Consider the following 17,023-nt stretch of genomic DNA (forward strand, 5'->3'; position numbering starts at 1 on the left):
GGACTCTTGTGTTCATGTGCGGATCGCCAAATGGGTTCTGCGGTCGAAGAAGTGCAGCTTCTCGGTTGACACATTGACTCTGATGCGATCACCGACTCGGGTTCTTGTGGCGGCACTGAAGCGGGCCGTGCACCGACTGACGTCCTCGTCGCCCAGCTCATCGAGGGCATCGGGGTCTCCGCTGTCCACGCTGGGCGCGGCGATGGAGAAGTGAACCAAAGTCTCAGCGCCGAGTGCCTCCCTCACCGCAACCTCCGCGTCCAGGCGCTGATCGTTCGGGTGGTCGGAAGCAACGGCGGCATCCTCAAGATCCTCGGGGCGGATACCGACGACAACAGGCTGATCCAAGTAGTCCCGCAGCGCCGGACGACTTGCCAGAATCTGCTCAGGGACTGCGAGAGACTGGTCGCCCAGCTGCAACTGATAGTGGCCGTCAACCTCCGACAAGGTCGCTTCGTAGAGGTTCATCGACGGGGAGCCGATGAAAGCGGCCACAAACACGTTGTCGGGATTGTCATAGAGAGCCTCTGGCGCCGCAGCCTGTTGGAGGATCCCGTCTTTGATGACTGCCACTCGATCCCCCATGGTCATGGCCTCGACTTGGTCGTGGGTCACGTAGAAGGTGGTGACGCCCAGCTCCCGCTGAATCCCGGCAATGTCGGCTCGCATCTGAACCCTCAACTTGGCATCGAGGTTTGAAAGCGGCTCGTCCATGAGGAACAGCGCCGGACGGCGGACAATGGCCCGGCCCATCGCCACCCGCTGGCGCTGCCCGCCCGACAGCTGGGCCGGCTTCTTCTCGAGTTGCTCGGTGAGCTCCAGTATCTCGGCCGCCTGCCACACCTGCTCTTGGCGCTCCCTCCTGCTGATCTTGCGAAGCTTCAGGGGAAACCCGATGTTCTCCGCGACCGTCATCTGGGGGTAGAGCGCGTAGCTCTGGAACACCATCGCAATGTCCCGATCTTTGGGCTGGACATCGTTGAGCCAGCGGTCCCCCACGTACAGATCTCCCGAGCTGATGTCCTCCAATCCCGCGATCATCCGCAGCGCGGTTGATTTGCCACAGCCCGACGGCCCCACCAGTACCAGGAACTCCCCCTCCTCCAGCGTAAGGCTCAGCTCGGTAATGGCTTGAAACCCGTTGGGATAGATCTTGGTGATCTTGTCAAGGGTGACGGTTGACATTTTCACTCCCCTCCGACAGAGCCCGGCGACTCCGGTCGGATCCATGCGAGTCCTTCTGCATCCCCGCTTCGAAATTCTTCGATACCCAAGAGCTGGCGCATCCGGGCTAGCGGGTCGAGCCCCTGCATGTTGAGCCAGTTCAGCAGGTCGAGGAACACCCAATTCTCGGCCAGTTTGTCGCCGTCGCAACGGTAGACGTCCACCACCCGCATGTCGGCTGGCATTCCTGAGCCGGGCAGACCCATAAACCCCCCATCGGCGGTGACGGTGAGGTTGGGCCAGCCGAAGAAGCAGGCGTAGTTCCCTTCGGCGAAACGGGCCACGTGACCGTTGAAGGTCTTTTCCGAGAGATTCACCCGGAACGGGTGCTGATGCTGTTGCTGGTAGCGGTCAATGGTGTAGGCCGCGCCGATGCCCTCCGATCCCGACCAGATCATGTCCTCGTGCCAGCATTCGGCCAGCACCGATCGGGGCATGATGTTCTCGCCTCTGGCGTTGCCCACTTCGTTTGCCCAGATGAGGTCGTCGATCATCCGGTCAACCAGCGCCATGGTGGCCTTGCCCTCAGCTGGGTCTTGGGCATCGAACAGCAGCCCGTCGTGGGTGCGGGGGCCGGGATAGATGTGCGACGAGCCGGTCTGGGGCGGCAGTGGGTAGTGGCCAGCCTGCCGCATCACGCTGATGATGTCGGTGAAGAATGCGGTCTCAGCTATTTGCCCATCTTCCACCCGGTGGAATTCGGCATAGCGGATGAAGCACATCTTCCTGGTTGGCGGAATATCCAACCAAGGCTGGTCGAACAGTCCAAGCAGGTGACCCATCTGACAGACCCAGGTATCTCCCACTTCCCCCCGGGTATTGGCACCGGCCAGGAAGACATCGGGTCGCCGCTGGATGGGTGCGAACGACTGGCGCAGCGGAATATGAAAGCGTTCGGCCACTTCTTCGGCACCCGCTATCTCATTGAACGGGTGCATACCCCGCCAGTGGTAGCCCTCGGCGGTGTGCGCGCGCAGCACCTCTTCGATTTCCTTCTCGCCGGCGCCATCGAGAGCGTCGTAGTAGTCGAGCACGACGCGTTTGGCCTGCTGGAAGTTCTCCGACATCAGCCCTTCACGGCGCCCGCGCCGAGCCCTTTCACGAGATGTTTCTGGAACAAGATGATGACCACCACGATGGGCAGCGTGATTGACACCGAGGCCGCCGCGGCCTCGGTGATAGTGCGAGAGCTCTCGCCACCGGTGAGCGACACGATCGCCACGGGCAAAGTCCATTCTGTTGGGGCCAGCACCCGTACAAACAAGTATTCGTTGTAGGCCAAGAGCATGGTGAACAGGCCAGTGGCGATGATCGCCGGCCACATCATCGGGATGATCACTCTGCGAAACGCCTGGAGCCGGGTGGCCCCGTCCATCATCGCCGCTTCCTCGATCTCCTTCGGTACCTCCATGAAAAAGCTGCGGAACATCCAAATGGTGAACGGCTGGTTGACCGCAACCAGGGCTAACACGATGGCGAGGCGAGTATCGAGTATCTGGAGGGTGTCGATCCCGGGGAAGTCAATAAAGGGAAAGTCCCATGAACCGACGCCGCTGCTGGCCAGCCAGTCGTCGATCTCTTTGGCGCCGAAGAAGTACGGAAGGACGAACGCAGTGCGAGGCAGGGCGCGAAATCCTAGGGCCACGATCAGAATCACTGCTCCCGAGATACCGGTGTACCGAGCCAACCCATAGCCGGCCAGTAGCCCGATAGACAGGGAGATGAGCATGGTGAGCACGGTGACCACGATGCTGTTGATCAAGAAGTCGTATTCGTCGTTGACTTCCCAGATCCTCGGAAATCGCCAGAGGGCGACAAAAATCACGCCCACCGCCGCGCTGAACCAGGGCCAACTGTGCCGAACGCGCTTGCCGATTTGGCCCAGGATGAGGCAGATCGCCGCAACCGCCAATATGTAGACCAAGACGCTCCACATGTTGATGTCGTCTTCGTCCAGCCAAAATGCCCGGTAGGCGTTGGCGGTGGTTTCGTAGCCCCAAAGCACGGGCTTTTTGGCGGCTACGTCGCGGGTGAACTTGATGGAAGTCTGGAAGGTCCACAAGAACGGGAGGACGCTCCACGCCACCAGCACCAACATCGTGGCGTGGAGGCCGACTCGGGAGAGGCGCGTTGACCGGCGCATTCCGATCAGGTCCTCTCCTCAATCTGGTCCTTATAGCTGCGCCACAAGAACGGGATGAGAACCACGAAGATGCCGATCACATTCAACACCGCGATGGCATTACCTTTCCCCAGCCTCCCGATGTCGTAGGCCGTGGCCACGCGCACGTTGTATACCGACAGGGTGTGGGCATCGGTAAAACGGTTCCCGGTCCAGACAAACACCTGGTCGTACACCCGATAGGCGTCCATGATGGTGATCAGCCCCACGAACAAGATAAGCACTCTCAAGTGGGGCAAGATCACATGCCACAAATTCCGCAGAAAGTTGGCCCCGTCAATGGCGGCGGCTTCCACCCGCTCTTCGGGGAGCGTCTGGAGCCCGGCAAAGAAGGTGATCATGGCGAACGGCATGACGTACCAGATCGACTGGATGATGATCAGCCACTTCACATTGCTGGCGTCAACCGCGAAGGGATCGTCGGTGATCACCTCCCAAAGCCAGGCAATCAAACCGCCTCGTTCGAACAAATCCTTGTAGACGAGCGATCCCACCACAGGTGTGACGATGAACGGGAGGAGAAGGGCCGCCATATACAGGCTGCGGCCCCTGCCGACCCGGTCGAGAAGCAAAGCGACGCCCAAGCCCATCACCATTGTGACCGGCACCACGACGGCCACAAACACCATCGTGAACCGGAACGCGGCCCAGAACTCCGGATCGGTCAACACGTCCGTGTAGTTGTCGAAACCAATCCATTGGGGGTTGTTCAGGTCGCGTAAGAGCAGCTTCTGGAAGCCCAGCCACACCGTCGTGATGAGCGGAAAGACCATCAAGGCCAGCATCACGATCACGCTGGGTACCGTGAATCCCCAGAAGGTGCGTCTATTCATCTTCCCCCAGTTTCTTGCCGATGGTACGGCGGATGATCCCCCACCCCCGTACGGGGCGGCGCCTCATGGACGCCGCCCCGCAGGAGGGGGAATTGAGGTTGCCCGTTAGGACAACGCTGCGAGGTTTAGAGCAGACCCTGCTCTGCGGCCTCGGCGAGGTAAGCCTCTTCAGCAGCCGCCAATGCCTCTTCGACAGAAGCGCCGTCGAGGATGGTGACCAGAGCCTCACCCAGCTTGGCTCGGGCGATGCCCGCGGCCGGGTGGGTGAGATCAGCACCCCGGCCATTCACAAGGCTGGCCTCGGCGGCGGCAGCGTCGCGCGGGCCTTCGGGGTGGCTCACACCTGTGCGGGTTACCAGTCCGAACTGAGCAGCAGCTTCCTGGCTCTCCAGGTCGGTGGCGGCCAGCATGGCCAGGAAAATCGCCTCGACCCTGTCCTCAGGAGTATTGGCGGGGATCATCCAACCGTCGATGTAGGCCGGAGCGGCCAGAGTGCTGCCGCCGGTGCCGAGCGCGGGGGCGAACTGGATCTCGCCGACCACTGTTGAGGCCTCGGGATCGTCCATGGCACCAGCTCGGGAAGCCCAGGTATGGCCCAGGATGGCCTCGCCAGTCTGGAACGCAGCCTGTACGTCATCGGTGCTGTAGGAGCCGGCTGCGTCTGGCGCGCACTCTTGCCACATGCGCTGCAAGAGGGTTGCCGCCTCGATGCCCTCGGGGCTGTTGAAGTTCGGCTGGCCGGTCACGGGATCGATTGAGGTCTGGCCCAGTGATCCGAGAACGCTGTCGAACTCGATCTGCCAGGCCCAGCCCGCAGACAGCATGTACAAGAAGCCGATGTCGTATCCGGCGTCTTGGATGGCAGCGCAGGTCTGGAACGCCTCGTCGAATGTGGTCGGCACATCGAGGCCCAGCTCGGAGAGAGCCGGCTCGTTGTAGAACACGTGCATGGTGTTGGACACCATGGGAATGGCGTAGATGTTGCCGTCGAGCGACGCCATATTCCAGAAGGCCTCATCGATCTGGTCGAGGTTGTACTCGTCCCGGTACTTGTCCACCAGGTCGTTCAGCGGCCGGACGAATCCCTGGTTGGCCAGTTCGCTGATGAATGCGTTCGAACCCTGGTAGAGCTCGAAGCTCGGCGAGCCCGATGCCGCATCCTGAGTCATGGCGTTGCGGGCCTCAACCGAGTCGAGGAACTGATAGTTGAAGGAATAGTTGCCCTCTTCACAGTCGTCGAGCTCGTCGGCATACTGGGTGATGATTGGGAACTCCCAGCCCATGACGTCGATTTCGATGGAATCACTCGGGTCCGGAATGGCGCATTCGTCGGAGATGATCATCATCTCCGGCTCCGGGGCCTGCTCTTCAGGCTCGGGCTCATCCTCGGGTTCAGGGGCCGGTGCTTCTTCTTGCTCGGGCGCCTCTTCCTGCTCCGGCTCTGGTTCCGGGGCAGGTGCCTGCTCCTCAGTGCCGGTATCACCAGATGCCGTGCCCGTATCATCATCGTCGTCGTTGCCGCAGGCCGCGACAACGAGGGTGAAGGCAAGGAAGATGGCGAAGATCCGCCACCACCTGCGATGTTGTGTACTCATGGGTGTAACCCCTCCTTGGTTGTTGTTTTTCTACGTAGGTAGATCTTTGACGTGGTCACTTCGGCGGCCTTCCAAGCAGCGCCGTTGGCGCCAAATAGCCCGCGGCGTCGTGACTCCAGCCGCAGAGTTCGGCCGCGGTCACAATGTCTGGATCCCATTCGATGCCAGCCCTCTGGTCGGTGGCACAGACCACAAGGGCGAGCGCTTGGGAGGTTCCGGAGTTCTTCAGATCTCGCCACACACCGGCGGGAATGGAAACCACTGAACCCTCTGCCGGTGAGGCGCTAATGGCGTCATCGCCGCGATTAACAGCAATCTCCCAATGGCCCTCGTCGATCAGCACTACCTGGCTGTGCCCATGGCGATGGATTCCGGTGGAGGCGCCGGGCTCGACGCGGAGCCACTCCACGGAGAAGCCATGGGGGGTGGCGATGGGTGCCCTATGGTGACGATCCTCGGTCAAGCCGTAGCCGATTACCGGCGCCAGAGCAGTGTCGTGACCCGACAGCACGCTTGACAACAACGCGCTAGCTGACCATTGGAGGTCTTCCTTCGCCACAGTTCGGGCCGCGAGCTCGTCATCGGAGTAGTCATCCACACCGCTGAGCAGTTCGGGATCCAGAGGGAGTATGACGTCCTCTGGAGGCTCCCCGTTGCTGGCATCGAGCAGCGAGTAGTCGGCCTTCAAATACAGGCCGGTCTGAGCCGCATCGCGAAGCACGTCGGGCGCCCAAATGATGCCGCCCGTGTCGTCACCGCCTAGCACGGTGAAGAGCCAGCCGTCGTCGGGGCCGATGTTCTCAAATCCTCGGAATACCCAATTCGGAGCGGAGAACACGGTGCCGGGTGAGATCTCCAATTGCTGCTCAGCGTGTTCGCCGATGTTCACCCGCCATTGGCCTCTAGTGCAGATCAGGACCTCAGCGGTGAAATGCAGGTGCTGGTTGTTGACCACCCCGTGGCCCATGCTGGCCGCGCCGATTTGGAAGCCGTGTGGCTCAGTGAGATTGACCGTCTGGTCGGTGTTTTGCGAAACGCCCGGACCAATGAAGGAGTAGCTAGCCTTGCCTCTGGACCGGGGAAGCCGAACGTCGACGAATGCCTCGGTGTCGGCCATGAAATCAGCCGGTTGGATCACCCGACGGGCAAAGTCTTGCGGCTCGATCACCGCCTCGGAGGTGCGATGGTCGCTCATGCCACCCCCAGGGGCCGACCACCGTCGACGCTGATGATCGCGCCGGTAGTGAAAGGCAGATCGCTGACCACCGCGCTCACCGCACGAGCCACATCATCGACAGTGGCCAGGCGATCCAGGGGTGTGGCCACACGCTGGGCATCAATGAATTCTGGGGGCATCTTGTCGGCGTACTCCCCCAGAACCCACCCGGGGGACACCGACACCACGCGAACCGAAGGGGCCAATGCCCGCGCCAGCGATCGGGTCATGCTGTCGAGCGCCGCTTTGGATGCGCAGTAGGCGACGTTTGACCCCTGACCGGTGACGGCGGCCACCGATGAGATGTTGACCACGACCGCTCCGTCGGCCTTGTCCAGCAGAGGACGCAGGACCCGGATGGCGGCGAATGAACCGCGCCAGTTGGTCGCGAAGATCTCGTCGATTGTCGAGTCGTCCAGCGCGTCGAGGTCGTCGTGGGGCACTGGTCGAGTCACGCCGGCGCAGTTGACGAGCACGTCCAGCGAGCCCGGCGATTCCGCCAGCGTGTGGGCAAGACTGACGAGCGACTCCGGTTCGAGCACCGCGATCCTCATTGCCTGATGGCCGTGGCCGGGTAGTTGGGCCACCAGAGATTCAGCCCGCTCGGCAGAGCGGTGGTATCCAGCCACCACGGAGAAGCCGTCGGCGGCCAGGCGATGAGCAATGGCTGATCCGATTCCGCCGCTTGCCCCGGTGACAACCGCCGTCTTCATGCTCGGACTCCCCCGTACCGCTTGACGCGGATATCGGCTTGAGCCTGGTGTCCGGCGAAATTCTCAATGGCGCACAGCCGGCTGCAGTATTCCCCAATCAGAGCGCTGGAACTCGGCTCAGTGACTCGCTGGTAGGTCACTGTCTTAATGAACTTCCCCACCCAGAGGCCACCGGTGTAGCGGGCTGCGCCCTGGGTGGGAAGGGTGTGGTTCGTCCCGATCACCTTGTCTCCGTAGGACACGTTCGTCATCGGGCCCAGGAACAGGGCGCCGTAGTTGGTCAAACGCTCCAAGAAGTAGTCGTCATCCGAGGTCATGACCTGGACATGCTCGAAGGCCAGCTCATTGGCCATCTCCAGCATCTCTTCCTTGTCTTTACAGACCACCACTCGGCCGTAGTCAGCCCAAGCCGTCGAAGCAACATCCGCGGTGGGAAGGGTCTTCAGCTGGCGCTCGACCTCTTCAATGGTGTCCAAACCGAGTTGGCGGGATGTGGTGAGCAACACCGCGGGCGAGGTTGGACCGTGTTCGGCTTGCCCAAGCAGGTCGGTGGCGCAGATCTCTCCGTCCACCGTGTCGTCGGCCAGCAAGAGAGTCTCGGTGGGTCCGGCCGGAAGGTCGATGCCGACTCGTCCGTAGAGTTGGCGCTTGGCTTCGGCCACGTAGGCATTCCCTGGTCCGACCAGCACGTCGACGGGATCGACAAACTCGGTTCCCAGTGACAGTGAGGCCACTGCTTGAACCCCGCCCAGCAGATATATCTCATCTGCTCCGGCAAAATGCATGGCCGCCACCGTCTCAGCGGGTACCGCTCCGCCGATCGGCGGGGTGCAGGCTGCCACTCGGGCCACGCCGGCCACTTTGGCAGTGAGCACGCTCATGTGGGCAGAGGCCACCATTGGATAGCGTCCGCCCGGGACATACGCCCCCACAGACTCGACTGGGATGTTCTTGTGCCCCAAGACAACCCCGGGCATTGTCTCAATCTCGGTGTCGCTGATGGATTCGAGCTGGGCTTGGGCGAAGTTCCGAATCTGGGACTGGGCGAACTTGATGTCTTCTACCGTGCTCGTATCGACTCCGGAGACAATCCTGTCGATTTCGCCTGGGCTCAGTCGGAAATGCTCCGGGGACCAGTTGTCGAATTGGCTCGACATCTCCCGCACCGCGGCTTCGCCCCGGGCCTCAATCTCGGCGATCAAGGAACGGACCCGCTCAGAAAGCTCTGGGTCGGAGCCGTGAGAGGTTTTGGCCGCCGCGGCTTTGAGGATCTCAGGCACTGGACTTCCTCGTTGTCTTTCCAACGCGGATAGATCCGGGAACGACGATTGATGCGGGCTTTTCCTGCGGGTCGGCACCAGGGCCCGTCAACACGTCAATTGCCCGGGCCACGAGCACGTCGGTGGTCTGCACCAACGTGGTCAGGTCGTATCCGGCCCAACTCGCTTGAGGAAGCCCGTCAAAGCCGGTGAGCAACAGGTCACCTGGTACAGAGATACCCGCATTGGCAAGGCCGTCGAGAACGCCAAAAGCCACTTCATCGCTGCCCACCATCACCGCGTCGGGCAATCGGTCCCGCTGCGCTAACTGGGCAGCGGCCTTGTAGCCGGCATCGTAGGTATAGGCACCTGCTTCGATATAGGGGCAAGCAACCCCGTGCTCAGCCAGGGTCTGCACAGCTCCTCGATACCGCACTTGGTCGGTCGAGGCCGAAGACACGCCGCCGATGTACGCCGCAGTGTCAATTCCCAGCTTGACAAGATGCTCGGCCAGTTCGGCCATTCCCGCCTCGTTGTCAACCGATACCGAAGGCACCACCCCTTCTGCGGCCGGTTGGTTGAAGGCAACCGAGGGCCGTTCTGAGGAGCGCATCCCCACCAGCTGGGCTTGCCCGATGGTGGCCGATGCCAATACGACACCGTCAAGGCGGTACTGCGCAACAGAGGCCAACGCCCCATCGACGTCTCTCGGCGTGCCGAAACTGAACACCAGAAGCTGATACGAACGTTCGGCCAACTGGCGGGAGAACTCGGCCAGAACGCTCTGCCAGTACTCACCGTAGGCAGGTACCACGGCACCCACGATGTTCGTCCTTTGCGACTTGAGGCTCCTCGCAATGGCATTGGGCACGTATCCCAGCCGTTCTGCGGCCGCCCGCACTTTCTCGCGCGTGGCGGGCGAAACCTTGTCGGGAGACGAGAACACCCGAGCGACTGTCGTCTGCGACACACCGCTTTCGGCAGCCACATCGACCGAGGTAACGCGATGGTTGGCCTGCGATTGGTTCCGCGTTAGAGAAGAGGATGCCGCCCCGGCTTTGCCCCCCACGGGTGCGACACTATGAATACGTAGTCATTATGTCAAACCGCACACGCCATCAGGATCATCTGCTTCCGCTCAGCCTGAGTGCAGCAGGATCTGCTTCCAGATGGCGGTCTCGTCGAACAGCACGTACTCGCGCCGCAGTCCCCACTGACCGAACTCAGCATGGCTCAATCCCATGATGTGAACAGGTGCTCTCGTCGGCGTTCCGAACATCCCCCACCCATCGTGCTTGCCGTCGAGCGACCAGCGCAGTGCCGCCCTCGGCGACATCCCGGGGTCGTTGCGACCAATGACATGGTGGACGCGGAATTCGGCGTCGGGGAACGCGCTCCGCAGCGCGAGCCAGAAGCCGTCGGCATCGCTCCAACCGTGCCCGGTCTGGCCGCCGGGCAGCTCCAGGTGCGCGGCCCGGTCATAGACTTCGGGAATCACCGCCAGACGGCCGTCGATCACCTGCTTCAAAGCGTCGGCGTATTGGATGCCCACCTCGTGATCATTCCCAGTTCCCTGGTAAACGGCATCTACGTCAGCCGCAGGGGTAAACGGTTTTTTGGCCTTTCCAAAGCCACCTTCTTCGATTATCCGGTCTGAGGCATAGCGCTTGGGGTCTATCCCGAGCTGGCGGACGACTGCCCCCTGGTCCCTTATCAGCCACTCGTCGTAGACCTGATTCCCCCGGCAAGCGCAATCGGCGATTATTCGGTATCTCAGACTGCTCCCGCTCGCCTTTCCGTACACCCCGTCGCCAAGATGGGTCGCGGTGGACAAAATGCGATGAGACGACAAAAAACCAGTGTCCTCGTCGCCGCTCCAGATCACGTCCTCCCCAAGGAGCTGGCGATCCGGAAACTCGGCCAGGGTGGCAATGGTGGCCTTGACCACTCCCTCGTTGCCGACGACAACCCCATCGGGCGACCGCACCGCGATCTTCGGCGCGTAATAGCGATACAGCGAGTCGACACCGCGCTCTTCCCAGATCTCCTTGGTGATCCCGAGGATGTAGTCGGGCAGGTCCTTGAACTTCGGATCAAATCCCTTCACGCGTGCTCCGGCGCTTGCTGACAGGTCGGATCGGAGGTTATGAATACGTGGTCAATTTGTCAACGCCGGAGTACGCCATGACAACGATCGAGTCGGTCAGCCACGCACCCGCGGTCTTGGGAGAGTGCCCGGTGTGGAGTGTGCCCCAACAGGTGCTGTACTGGGCCGACATCGACGGGCGGGCTGTCCACCGCCTGGACCCAGCCACTGGCACAACCTCTTCAAGGTCGCTCGCTGGTCGGCCAGGGTCATTCGTCCTCACCTCCGACCCCAACCGCCTGCTCGTGGCCTGCGAGCACGAGCTGGTGATCCTCGATTGGGATACCGGCGCGGTCGCAAGCTGGCTTCAAATCGAAGAGGCGGGTACCGGCAACCGGCTCAACGACGGTCGCTGCGATCCCAATGGCCGGTATGTGGTGGGCTCGATGTACGCCGACACCAATGCCGGAAAGTCCACCGGAGCCCTCTATCGCATCGAAAGCTCCAGAGAGTCGACCAACCTCCGCACGAACATCGGCGTCACCAACGGGTTGGCCTTCGATACCGACCGCCGACGCATGTACTTCGCCGATACTCCCACCGACCGGGTCTTGGTGTTCGACTACGACTTGGACACCGGCCACATATCCAACGAGCGGGTCTTCCTGGACTACACGGACTTGCCCGGCAAGCCCGACGGCGGCTGCGTCGATGCTGACGGCTGCTATTGGTCTGCCTCTGTTTACGGTTGGGCTGTTATCCGGGTCACCCCTGAAGGAGCTGTTGACCGCCGAATCGAGCTTCCGGTGCAGAAGCCATCGATGCCCGCTTTTGGTGGCTCCGACCTCTCAACGCTGTTCGTCACCACTATCGGAATGGGGGGCACAACACCTTCTGGGCCCGGTCGCGACGGGTTCGAGCCTGGAGACCTGCTGGCCCTCGATGTTGGAGTGCAGGGCCGGCCCGAACCGCTCTTCGACCTTGCTGCCGATGCTATTTCGACGTGAGCGGGATTCAAGTGGCAGCTACGGAGTGACGAGTTCTGGCTCGACGACATCTACCAGCATCTCCATCGATCGGGTCCAAGCGTCGGCGTCGGTTCTCCACGGTGCCGATACCACGTGCTCCACTCCAGCTTCGACATAGCGGTCCCGCTCATCGCGGATTTGGGCGGGATCCATGCCCTGGGGATCCCAACCGGTGCGGTATGAGAAGGTGAATTCGGCCTCCGGGCGGCTCTTGGCCAGCTGTGCCCGAATATCAGACACGATCTTCCCCATTTCTTCGGGAGGTTTGCTCAGTCCCTGGTAGCCATCCCCCACCGCGGCGGCCCGGTCATATCCCGGTTGGCTGCTGCCGCCGACCCAGATGGGGATCGGGTGGGCTGGTTGGGGCAGCACCTTGATGTCTTCAAACTGATAGTGATACCCCTGGTAGGAGGCAGGAGACTCCGCCCACACCAGGCGCATGATCTCCAACGCCTCGTCCGTGCGCGCTCCGCGGGTATGGAAATCCTGCCCGAGGGCCGAGAACTCGGCCGCCGACCATCCCACCCCGGCGCCAACGGTCAGACGCCCGCCGCTCAGCTGGTCGAGGCTGGCCAGGCTGTTGGCCAAGTGCAGCGGGTGGTATTGGGGAACCACCATCACGCTGGTGCCCAGTCCGATTCGCTCAGTGGCCGCCGCGGCCCATCCCAGAGTGAGCAGCGGATCGAACAAGTACGAAGCCGGGTATCCCTGGTCTGCTGGGTAGACGAGGTGGTCGCTCACCCACACGTCGGCCAAACCAATCCCCTCGGCCCGAGCCGCTACTTGGGCGATAGCATCCGGCGAAGCCGCTCGACCGTACTGGGGAAGATGGATTCCTAGTCGCAAAGCAGCTCCTCCCTTGTACCGGCGCTCACCGGTTCCACACGGCTCGTGGCAGTTGCTTCTCCTTGTCGATGAAGGGCAGCAACTCCACGGTCGCCTCGTGCAGTTCGCCGTCATAGTCCTGCAACTGAACCGTCTTGCCCGTCCACTCGTCCCCGGGCAGCGGCCGATCGAAACGCACGTAGCCGACTCCCTCCTCCCGTGTGGGCGACCATGTGCCGATGGTTATGTGCCCCGCCGGAGCGTTCTCGTAGTGCACGGTCATATGGGTCTCTGGCGTCGCGGTCGGGCAAGCCAGCCCAAGCAAGAGCAGGCTGCGGTCGGCGGTCTCCAACGCGGCTCGCCCGATGAAATCTCCCTTGTCGAAGTTGACAAAGTGTCCGAGGCCAGCGCCGAACGGAGTCAGATCTGGCTCAATGTCGCTGCCGTTGTCCAAGATGCCTGCCTCGATACGGCGTATCCCCATCGAAGATGACGTGGCGAACTCCATGCCGAACTGCTCGCCGCTAGAAAGCAGGTGGTCCCAGAGGGCATCGTGGTCGGTGGGCTCTGGGCCGCTGTTGCAGTAGACCTCGATTCCCACTTCCCCAGTCCATCCGGTTCGAGACACCCACAGTTCCTGGCCGCCGATGTCGAAGAATCCGGCCCGGAAGTACTTGAAGTCGGCGGGCAAGCCGCCGCCGATCGCCACATTCAGCACTTCCAGCGACTTCGGCCCCTGGATCTGGAGTACGCGTGAGTCGGGATCGGACACTTCAGCATCAAGCCCGATGGCGGCCGCCTTGAGCCAGCTGATGAACTCCCCATTGGCCTTGACATACCAGAAACGATCGGCCTCCAACCGCATGATCACGCCATCCATCACGATTGTGCCGTCCTCATGGCAGGCGAGCGCGTACCGACACCGTCCCACTCCAAGCGTCTCCGCCCGGCAAACGAGCACCTGTTCCAGCACCCGAACGGCATCAGGGCCGACAATCTCAATGGGCTGCTCGGGAACGTCGTACAACAGGACGCCATTGCGCAACTTCCAATAGTTGGGAATCGGATCCTCATCGTGGGACGCCTTCAGCGGATAAAGGCGACCGCAGTACAAGCCGAAGATCGTCGACTCAGTGGCATACCGATCAGCAAACGGCGACTGATGCTGCCGAAAAGAACTGAACTCGACCGTGTCAAACGCCTCGATGTAGTAATGCCTCTCCCCCGCCATAGGAGCCTCAACCTACAGCCATTACCATCCGTCGAGTGAACGTCCAGAGCGACCCTGGATACAGCGTGTGACTTCCCGCCTGGAGCTGGTGCTTGGGGATATAACGGCTGAGGACGTGGACGCCATTGTGAATGCAGCCAATCACACGCTTTTGGGGGGTGGCGGGGTGGATGGGGCGATTCATCGGGCGGCGGGGCCTGAGTTGGTCGAGTACTGCCGGACTTTGGGCGGGTGTGAGACGGGGCAAGCCAAGATCACGCCGGGGTTCAACTTGACCGCTCGGTGGGTCATACACACGGTGGGGCCGGTGTGGCACGGCGGCGGGCGCGGTGAACCGGAACTGCTGGCTTCCTGCTATCGGGAGTCCCTGGCTCGGGCCGACGAGGTTGGGGCGGAGTCGGTTGCCTTCCCGGCCATTTCTACTGGGGTCTTTGGGTATCCGATTGACGCCGCGGCCTCCGTCGCGGTGGAGACTCTCCGCACCACTCCTACCCAGGTGAACGAAGTTCGGCTCGTCGCCTTCAACCAGGAAACCGTGGACGCCTACCAGAGCATTCTCGATCTCGACACCAGCGCTGATCCCTAAGATCCGCCCCCGGTCAAGCCTTGCGCTGGCTGTAGTCGCTGAAGGGGCCGTCGCGTTGGGCAACTGCTGCTGGGACACCCTCGGTCATGGCCGTCTCAATGAACGCGAGCGCTTCGGGGGTGTTGCGCATCGCACCGTCGAGGATCGATCCGAGCACCTGGGAATTGCGCAGCCCCATCCCCTCGTAAGCCTGATTGACGACCAACTTCATGGCGGCCAGCTGCGACGATGGGATGCTCGATAACTGTTCGGCCAACTCCTGTACCGCGTCATCGAGTTGGTCGGGCGGAACTGCCTGGTTGATGAGCTCCACCCGAGCTGCCTCAGTACCGGAGAGCGGCTTGCCGGTCAGGGCGTACTCCTTGGCCTTGGCGAGCCCAAGCCGGTACACCCACATTGCGGTCAGGTAGCAGCCCCACATCCGGGAATAAGGCGTGCCGATCTGCGCATCTTCAGCCGCGACAACAAGATCGGCTGAGAGGGCCATGTCGGAACCGCCGCCCACACACCATCCGTGCACCTGGGCAATGGTCGGCTTCGGGCTCGACCAGAGGCCCATGAAATTTGGGACCGGTGCATCCCAGCGATTCGTGACCCCGATGGCGTCTCGTCCTGGATCCCAAGTCCGGCCCTCGCTCCGCACTGCGGCGATGTCGCCGTCGGCACCGAAGTCGAACCCGGCGCAAAAGGCCCGACCGGCACCCCGCAACACGATCACCTTCACCTCCGGATCGCGGTTCGCCTCCGCGATGAAGTGGTCGAGCTGCGTCCACATGGGCCGAACAATGGCGTTCAGATAGTCAGGACGATTCAGTGTGATCGTCGCAGTAGTTCCAGCAGTGCTGTACAAGACGTAGTTGTCGCTCATGAAAGTCCAATCTGGCGAATTACTCAGGCCACTCGATGTTGTAGTCGTCGAACCAGAACCGGGCCTCGCGGATGGCGTTCGGGTCGGTCCGCAGGCCGAGGTCCTGGTTAAGCTGCTCAGGGGTCGGGCCGATCTGGCTGGCGATGTTCGACAGCCCGTCGACGTCGAGGTCGTAGCACCGCACGGCATTGAGCCCGAGCAAAAGGCGGGTCTCCTCCACAGGAATCTGCTGGAAGTCGGTCTCCAGGCGCTCAATCGTGTTGGGCCAGCTTCCCTCGGGGTGGGGGTAGTCGGTGCCCCACATCAGGGCGTCGACGCCGTTCATGTAGCGGCGGCGCAGCTCGACTTTGCTCATGGTGGACGCCCCGATGAACACATTGGTGCCGATGTACTCCGACGGCAGGCGCTGGATTAGGCCCTTCGTCTGCGAGCTCATCTTCTTCACCTTCCAGTTGCGCCCGCCGAACATGGCGTCGGCCTTGAACAGCAGGTCGCCGAGCCACCATGAGCCGCATTCCACCGGCACATAGCGAAGGCCTGGATGGCGGTCGAAGGCCCCGGAGAAGAGGAGCTGCCACAGGGGCCGATGGGTCCAGAACGCCACCTCAAGCATGTACTGGGCCATGTTCTCGTTGTACGACGGCCTATCGGCCTCGCCCGAATGAGTGTGCACCACTAGCCCGGCCTCGGCACAGGCCGCCCATATCGGCTCGTAGCTCTCGTGGCCATACGACGGGTGCTCATGCCACATGGTCGGGATCATGATGCCCTTCACGCCGGGCTTGCCGGCCAGCGCCTCAATCTCCTTCACCGACTCCTCGACACCGTGAGTGATCGGCACCAAGGCCACCCCGCCGCGGCGAGGCGGGTTGGTGGCGCAGAACTCCTCGAGCCAGCGGTTGTGGGCCCGGGCACCGGCCCAGGCCTGACGGGAGTCGGTGATCTGCCCGGCTGACAGACCAGCCCCGAACGGCGGAGCCTCCATTCCGGTGACCGCATCGCCGTCAGCGAAGATGATCTCGCCGGCCACGCCGTCGGCATCGAGGGTCTTGTCGCGGATCTCGGGGTCGTAGGCCCCCTTCAACCCGATCTCGTTCTCGCGCTCCCACTGCTCGACGTATTCGCCGTTGATCTCCTCCACCATGGCCCGGTGCTGGTGGCGAGTGACCAGCCATTCGTCAAACTCGGGATGCAGCGACGACTCCAGGTATTCGCGGTAGTCCTCGACAAACAGCCCGGCGTGGGTATCGGACGAGACGATGATGTATGGGGCGTTGCTTTGGTCAACACCGGCGACAGGGCTGGGCATTGGTCAGCTCCCTCTCGAATATTGGGCGAGTACAACAGCTAGAGCGCTGATCACACTGTACTGTCACA

General features: G+C 62.1%; 16 protein-coding genes. 2 read left to right on the forward strand and 14 right to left on the reverse strand.

Going from position 1 to position 17,023, the window contains the following annotated elements; genetic code table 11:
* Positions 1 to 12: 12 nt before the first annotated feature.
* The 10 genes from ACOGI7_RS06635 to ACOGI7_RS06680 form a co-directional block, all read right to left on the reverse strand.
* A complete protein-coding gene (locus tag ACOGI7_RS06635) occupies positions 13 to 1,185 on the reverse strand; it encodes an ABC transporter ATP-binding protein (RefSeq protein WP_419851127.1) in 1,173 nt (390 codons plus the stop codon).
* Positions 1,186 to 1,187: 2 nt separating this feature from the next.
* The gene (locus tag ACOGI7_RS06640; RefSeq protein WP_419851128.1) at positions 1,188 to 2,291 is read right to left on the reverse strand and encodes an ester cyclase; all 1,104 of its coding nucleotides are present in this window, start codon (positions 2,289 to 2,291) and stop codon (positions 1,188 to 1,190) included.
* A complete protein-coding gene (locus ACOGI7_RS06645) occupies positions 2,291 to 3,367 on the reverse strand; it encodes a carbohydrate ABC transporter permease (protein WP_419851129.1) in 1,077 nt (358 codons plus the stop codon). Before ACOGI7_RS06645 ends, ACOGI7_RS06640 begins: the two co-directional genes overlap by 1 nt.
* A gap of 5 nt (positions 3,368 to 3,372) precedes the next feature.
* Positions 3,373 to 4,239: a carbohydrate ABC transporter permease gene (locus ACOGI7_RS06650; protein ID WP_419851130.1), complete on the reverse strand. Its 867-nt coding sequence runs from the start codon at positions 4,237 to 4,239 to the stop codon at positions 3,373 to 3,375.
* A gap of 125 nt (positions 4,240 to 4,364) precedes the next feature.
* On the reverse strand, positions 4,365 to 5,834 hold the full coding sequence (locus ACOGI7_RS06655) for an ABC transporter substrate-binding protein (RefSeq protein ID WP_419851131.1): 1,470 nt from the start codon (positions 5,832 to 5,834) through the stop codon (positions 4,365 to 4,367).
* A gap of 55 nt (positions 5,835 to 5,889) precedes the next feature.
* Complete coding sequence (locus ACOGI7_RS06660) at positions 5,890 to 7,029, reverse strand: cupin domain-containing protein (protein ID WP_419851132.1); 1,140 nt, start codon at positions 7,027 to 7,029, stop codon at positions 5,890 to 5,892.
* On the reverse strand, positions 7,026 to 7,763 hold the full coding sequence (locus ACOGI7_RS06665; RefSeq protein WP_419851133.1) for an SDR family NAD(P)-dependent oxidoreductase: 738 nt from the start codon (positions 7,761 to 7,763) through the stop codon (positions 7,026 to 7,028). Before ACOGI7_RS06665 ends, ACOGI7_RS06660 begins: the two co-directional genes overlap by 4 nt.
* Positions 7,760 to 9,043: a histidinol dehydrogenase gene (gene hisD, locus ACOGI7_RS06670; RefSeq protein ID WP_419851134.1), complete on the reverse strand. Its 1,284-nt coding sequence runs from the start codon at positions 9,041 to 9,043 to the stop codon at positions 7,760 to 7,762. The genes ACOGI7_RS06665 and hisD overlap by 4 nt, the downstream gene beginning before the upstream one ends.
* Positions 9,036 to 10,091, reverse strand: coding sequence for a LacI family DNA-binding transcriptional regulator (locus ACOGI7_RS06675; protein WP_419851135.1), 1,056 nt, complete (start codon positions 10,089 to 10,091; stop codon positions 9,036 to 9,038). Before ACOGI7_RS06675 ends, hisD begins: the two co-directional genes overlap by 8 nt.
* 69 nt (positions 10,092 to 10,160) lie before the next feature.
* Positions 10,161 to 11,129, reverse strand: a complete 969-nt coding sequence (locus tag ACOGI7_RS06680; RefSeq protein WP_419851136.1) for an ester cyclase — start codon at positions 11,127 to 11,129, stop codon at positions 10,161 to 10,163.
* Between the two features lie 47 nt (positions 11,130 to 11,176).
* On the opposite strand from ACOGI7_RS06680, the gene ACOGI7_RS06685 reads away from it, so the two are divergent.
* Positions 11,177 to 12,115, forward strand: coding sequence for an SMP-30/gluconolactonase/LRE family protein (locus ACOGI7_RS06685; RefSeq protein WP_419851137.1), 939 nt, complete (start codon positions 11,177 to 11,179; stop codon positions 12,113 to 12,115).
* Positions 12,116 to 12,133: 18 nt separating this feature from the next.
* On the opposite strand, the gene ACOGI7_RS06690 is transcribed toward ACOGI7_RS06685, so the two are convergent.
* Together ACOGI7_RS06690 and ACOGI7_RS06695 are read right to left on the reverse strand one after the other, a co-directional pair.
* Positions 12,134 to 12,982, reverse strand: coding sequence for an LLM class F420-dependent oxidoreductase (locus ACOGI7_RS06690; RefSeq protein WP_419851138.1), 849 nt, complete (start codon positions 12,980 to 12,982; stop codon positions 12,134 to 12,136).
* A gap of 25 nt (positions 12,983 to 13,007) precedes the next feature.
* Positions 13,008 to 14,192, reverse strand: coding sequence for an aminomethyltransferase family protein (locus tag ACOGI7_RS06695; RefSeq protein ID WP_419851139.1), 1,185 nt, complete (start codon positions 14,190 to 14,192; stop codon positions 13,008 to 13,010).
* A gap of 67 nt (positions 14,193 to 14,259) precedes the next feature.
* On the opposite strand from ACOGI7_RS06695, the gene ACOGI7_RS06700 reads away from it, so the two are divergent.
* A complete protein-coding gene (locus tag ACOGI7_RS06700; protein WP_419851140.1) occupies positions 14,260 to 14,778 on the forward strand; it encodes an O-acetyl-ADP-ribose deacetylase in 519 nt (172 codons plus the stop codon).
* 13 nt (positions 14,779 to 14,791) lie between these two features.
* Here ACOGI7_RS06700 and ACOGI7_RS06705 read toward each other — a convergent pair whose 3' ends face one another.
* Together ACOGI7_RS06705 and ACOGI7_RS06710 are read right to left on the reverse strand one after the other, a co-directional pair.
* Positions 14,792 to 15,646, reverse strand: coding sequence for a crotonase/enoyl-CoA hydratase family protein (locus ACOGI7_RS06705; RefSeq protein ID WP_419851141.1), 855 nt, complete (start codon positions 15,644 to 15,646; stop codon positions 14,792 to 14,794).
* A gap of 19 nt (positions 15,647 to 15,665) precedes the next feature.
* The gene (locus ACOGI7_RS06710; RefSeq protein WP_419851142.1) at positions 15,666 to 16,955 is read right to left on the reverse strand and encodes an amidohydrolase family protein; all 1,290 of its coding nucleotides are present in this window, start codon (positions 16,953 to 16,955) and stop codon (positions 15,666 to 15,668) included.
* Positions 16,956 to 17,023 lie beyond the last annotated feature (68 nt).

The sequence above is a fragment of the Candidatus Poriferisocius sp. genome (genome assembly GCF_965204145.1).
Classification (GTDB): Bacteria; Actinomycetota; Acidimicrobiia; order Acidimicrobiales; family Bin134; genus Poriferisocius.

Coding starts and splice junctions, on each gene's coding strand:
- ACOGI7_RS06635 (WP_419851127.1), bottom strand. CDS start 1,185: ATGTCAACCGTCACCCTTGACAAGATCACCAAGATCTATCCCAACGGG.
- ACOGI7_RS06640 (WP_419851128.1), bottom strand. CDS start 2,291: ATGTCGGAGAACTTCCAGCAGGCCAAACGCGTCGTGCTCGACTACTAC.
- ACOGI7_RS06645 (WP_419851129.1), bottom strand. CDS start 3,367: ATGCGCCGGTCAACGCGCCTCTCCCGAGTCGGCCTCCACGCCACGATG.
- ACOGI7_RS06650 (WP_419851130.1), bottom strand. CDS start 4,239: ATGAATAGACGCACCTTCTGGGGATTCACGGTACCCAGCGTGATCGTG.
- ACOGI7_RS06655 (WP_419851131.1), bottom strand. CDS start 5,834: ATGAGTACACAACATCGCAGGTGGTGGCGGATCTTCGCCATCTTCCTT.
- ACOGI7_RS06660 (WP_419851132.1), bottom strand. CDS start 7,029: ATGAGCGACCATCGCACCTCCGAGGCGGTGATCGAGCCGCAAGACTTT.
- ACOGI7_RS06665 (WP_419851133.1), bottom strand. CDS start 7,763: ATGAAGACGGCGGTTGTCACCGGGGCAAGCGGCGGAATCGGATCAGCC.
- ACOGI7_RS06695 (WP_419851139.1), bottom strand. CDS start 14,192: ATGGCGGGGGAGAGGCATTACTACATCGAGGCGTTTGACACGGTCGAG.
- ACOGI7_RS06705 (WP_419851141.1), bottom strand. CDS start 15,646: ATGAGCGACAACTACGTCTTGTACAGCACTGCTGGAACTACTGCGACG.
- ACOGI7_RS06710 (WP_419851142.1), bottom strand. CDS start 16,955: ATGCCCAGCCCTGTCGCCGGTGTTGACCAAAGCAACGCCCCATACATC.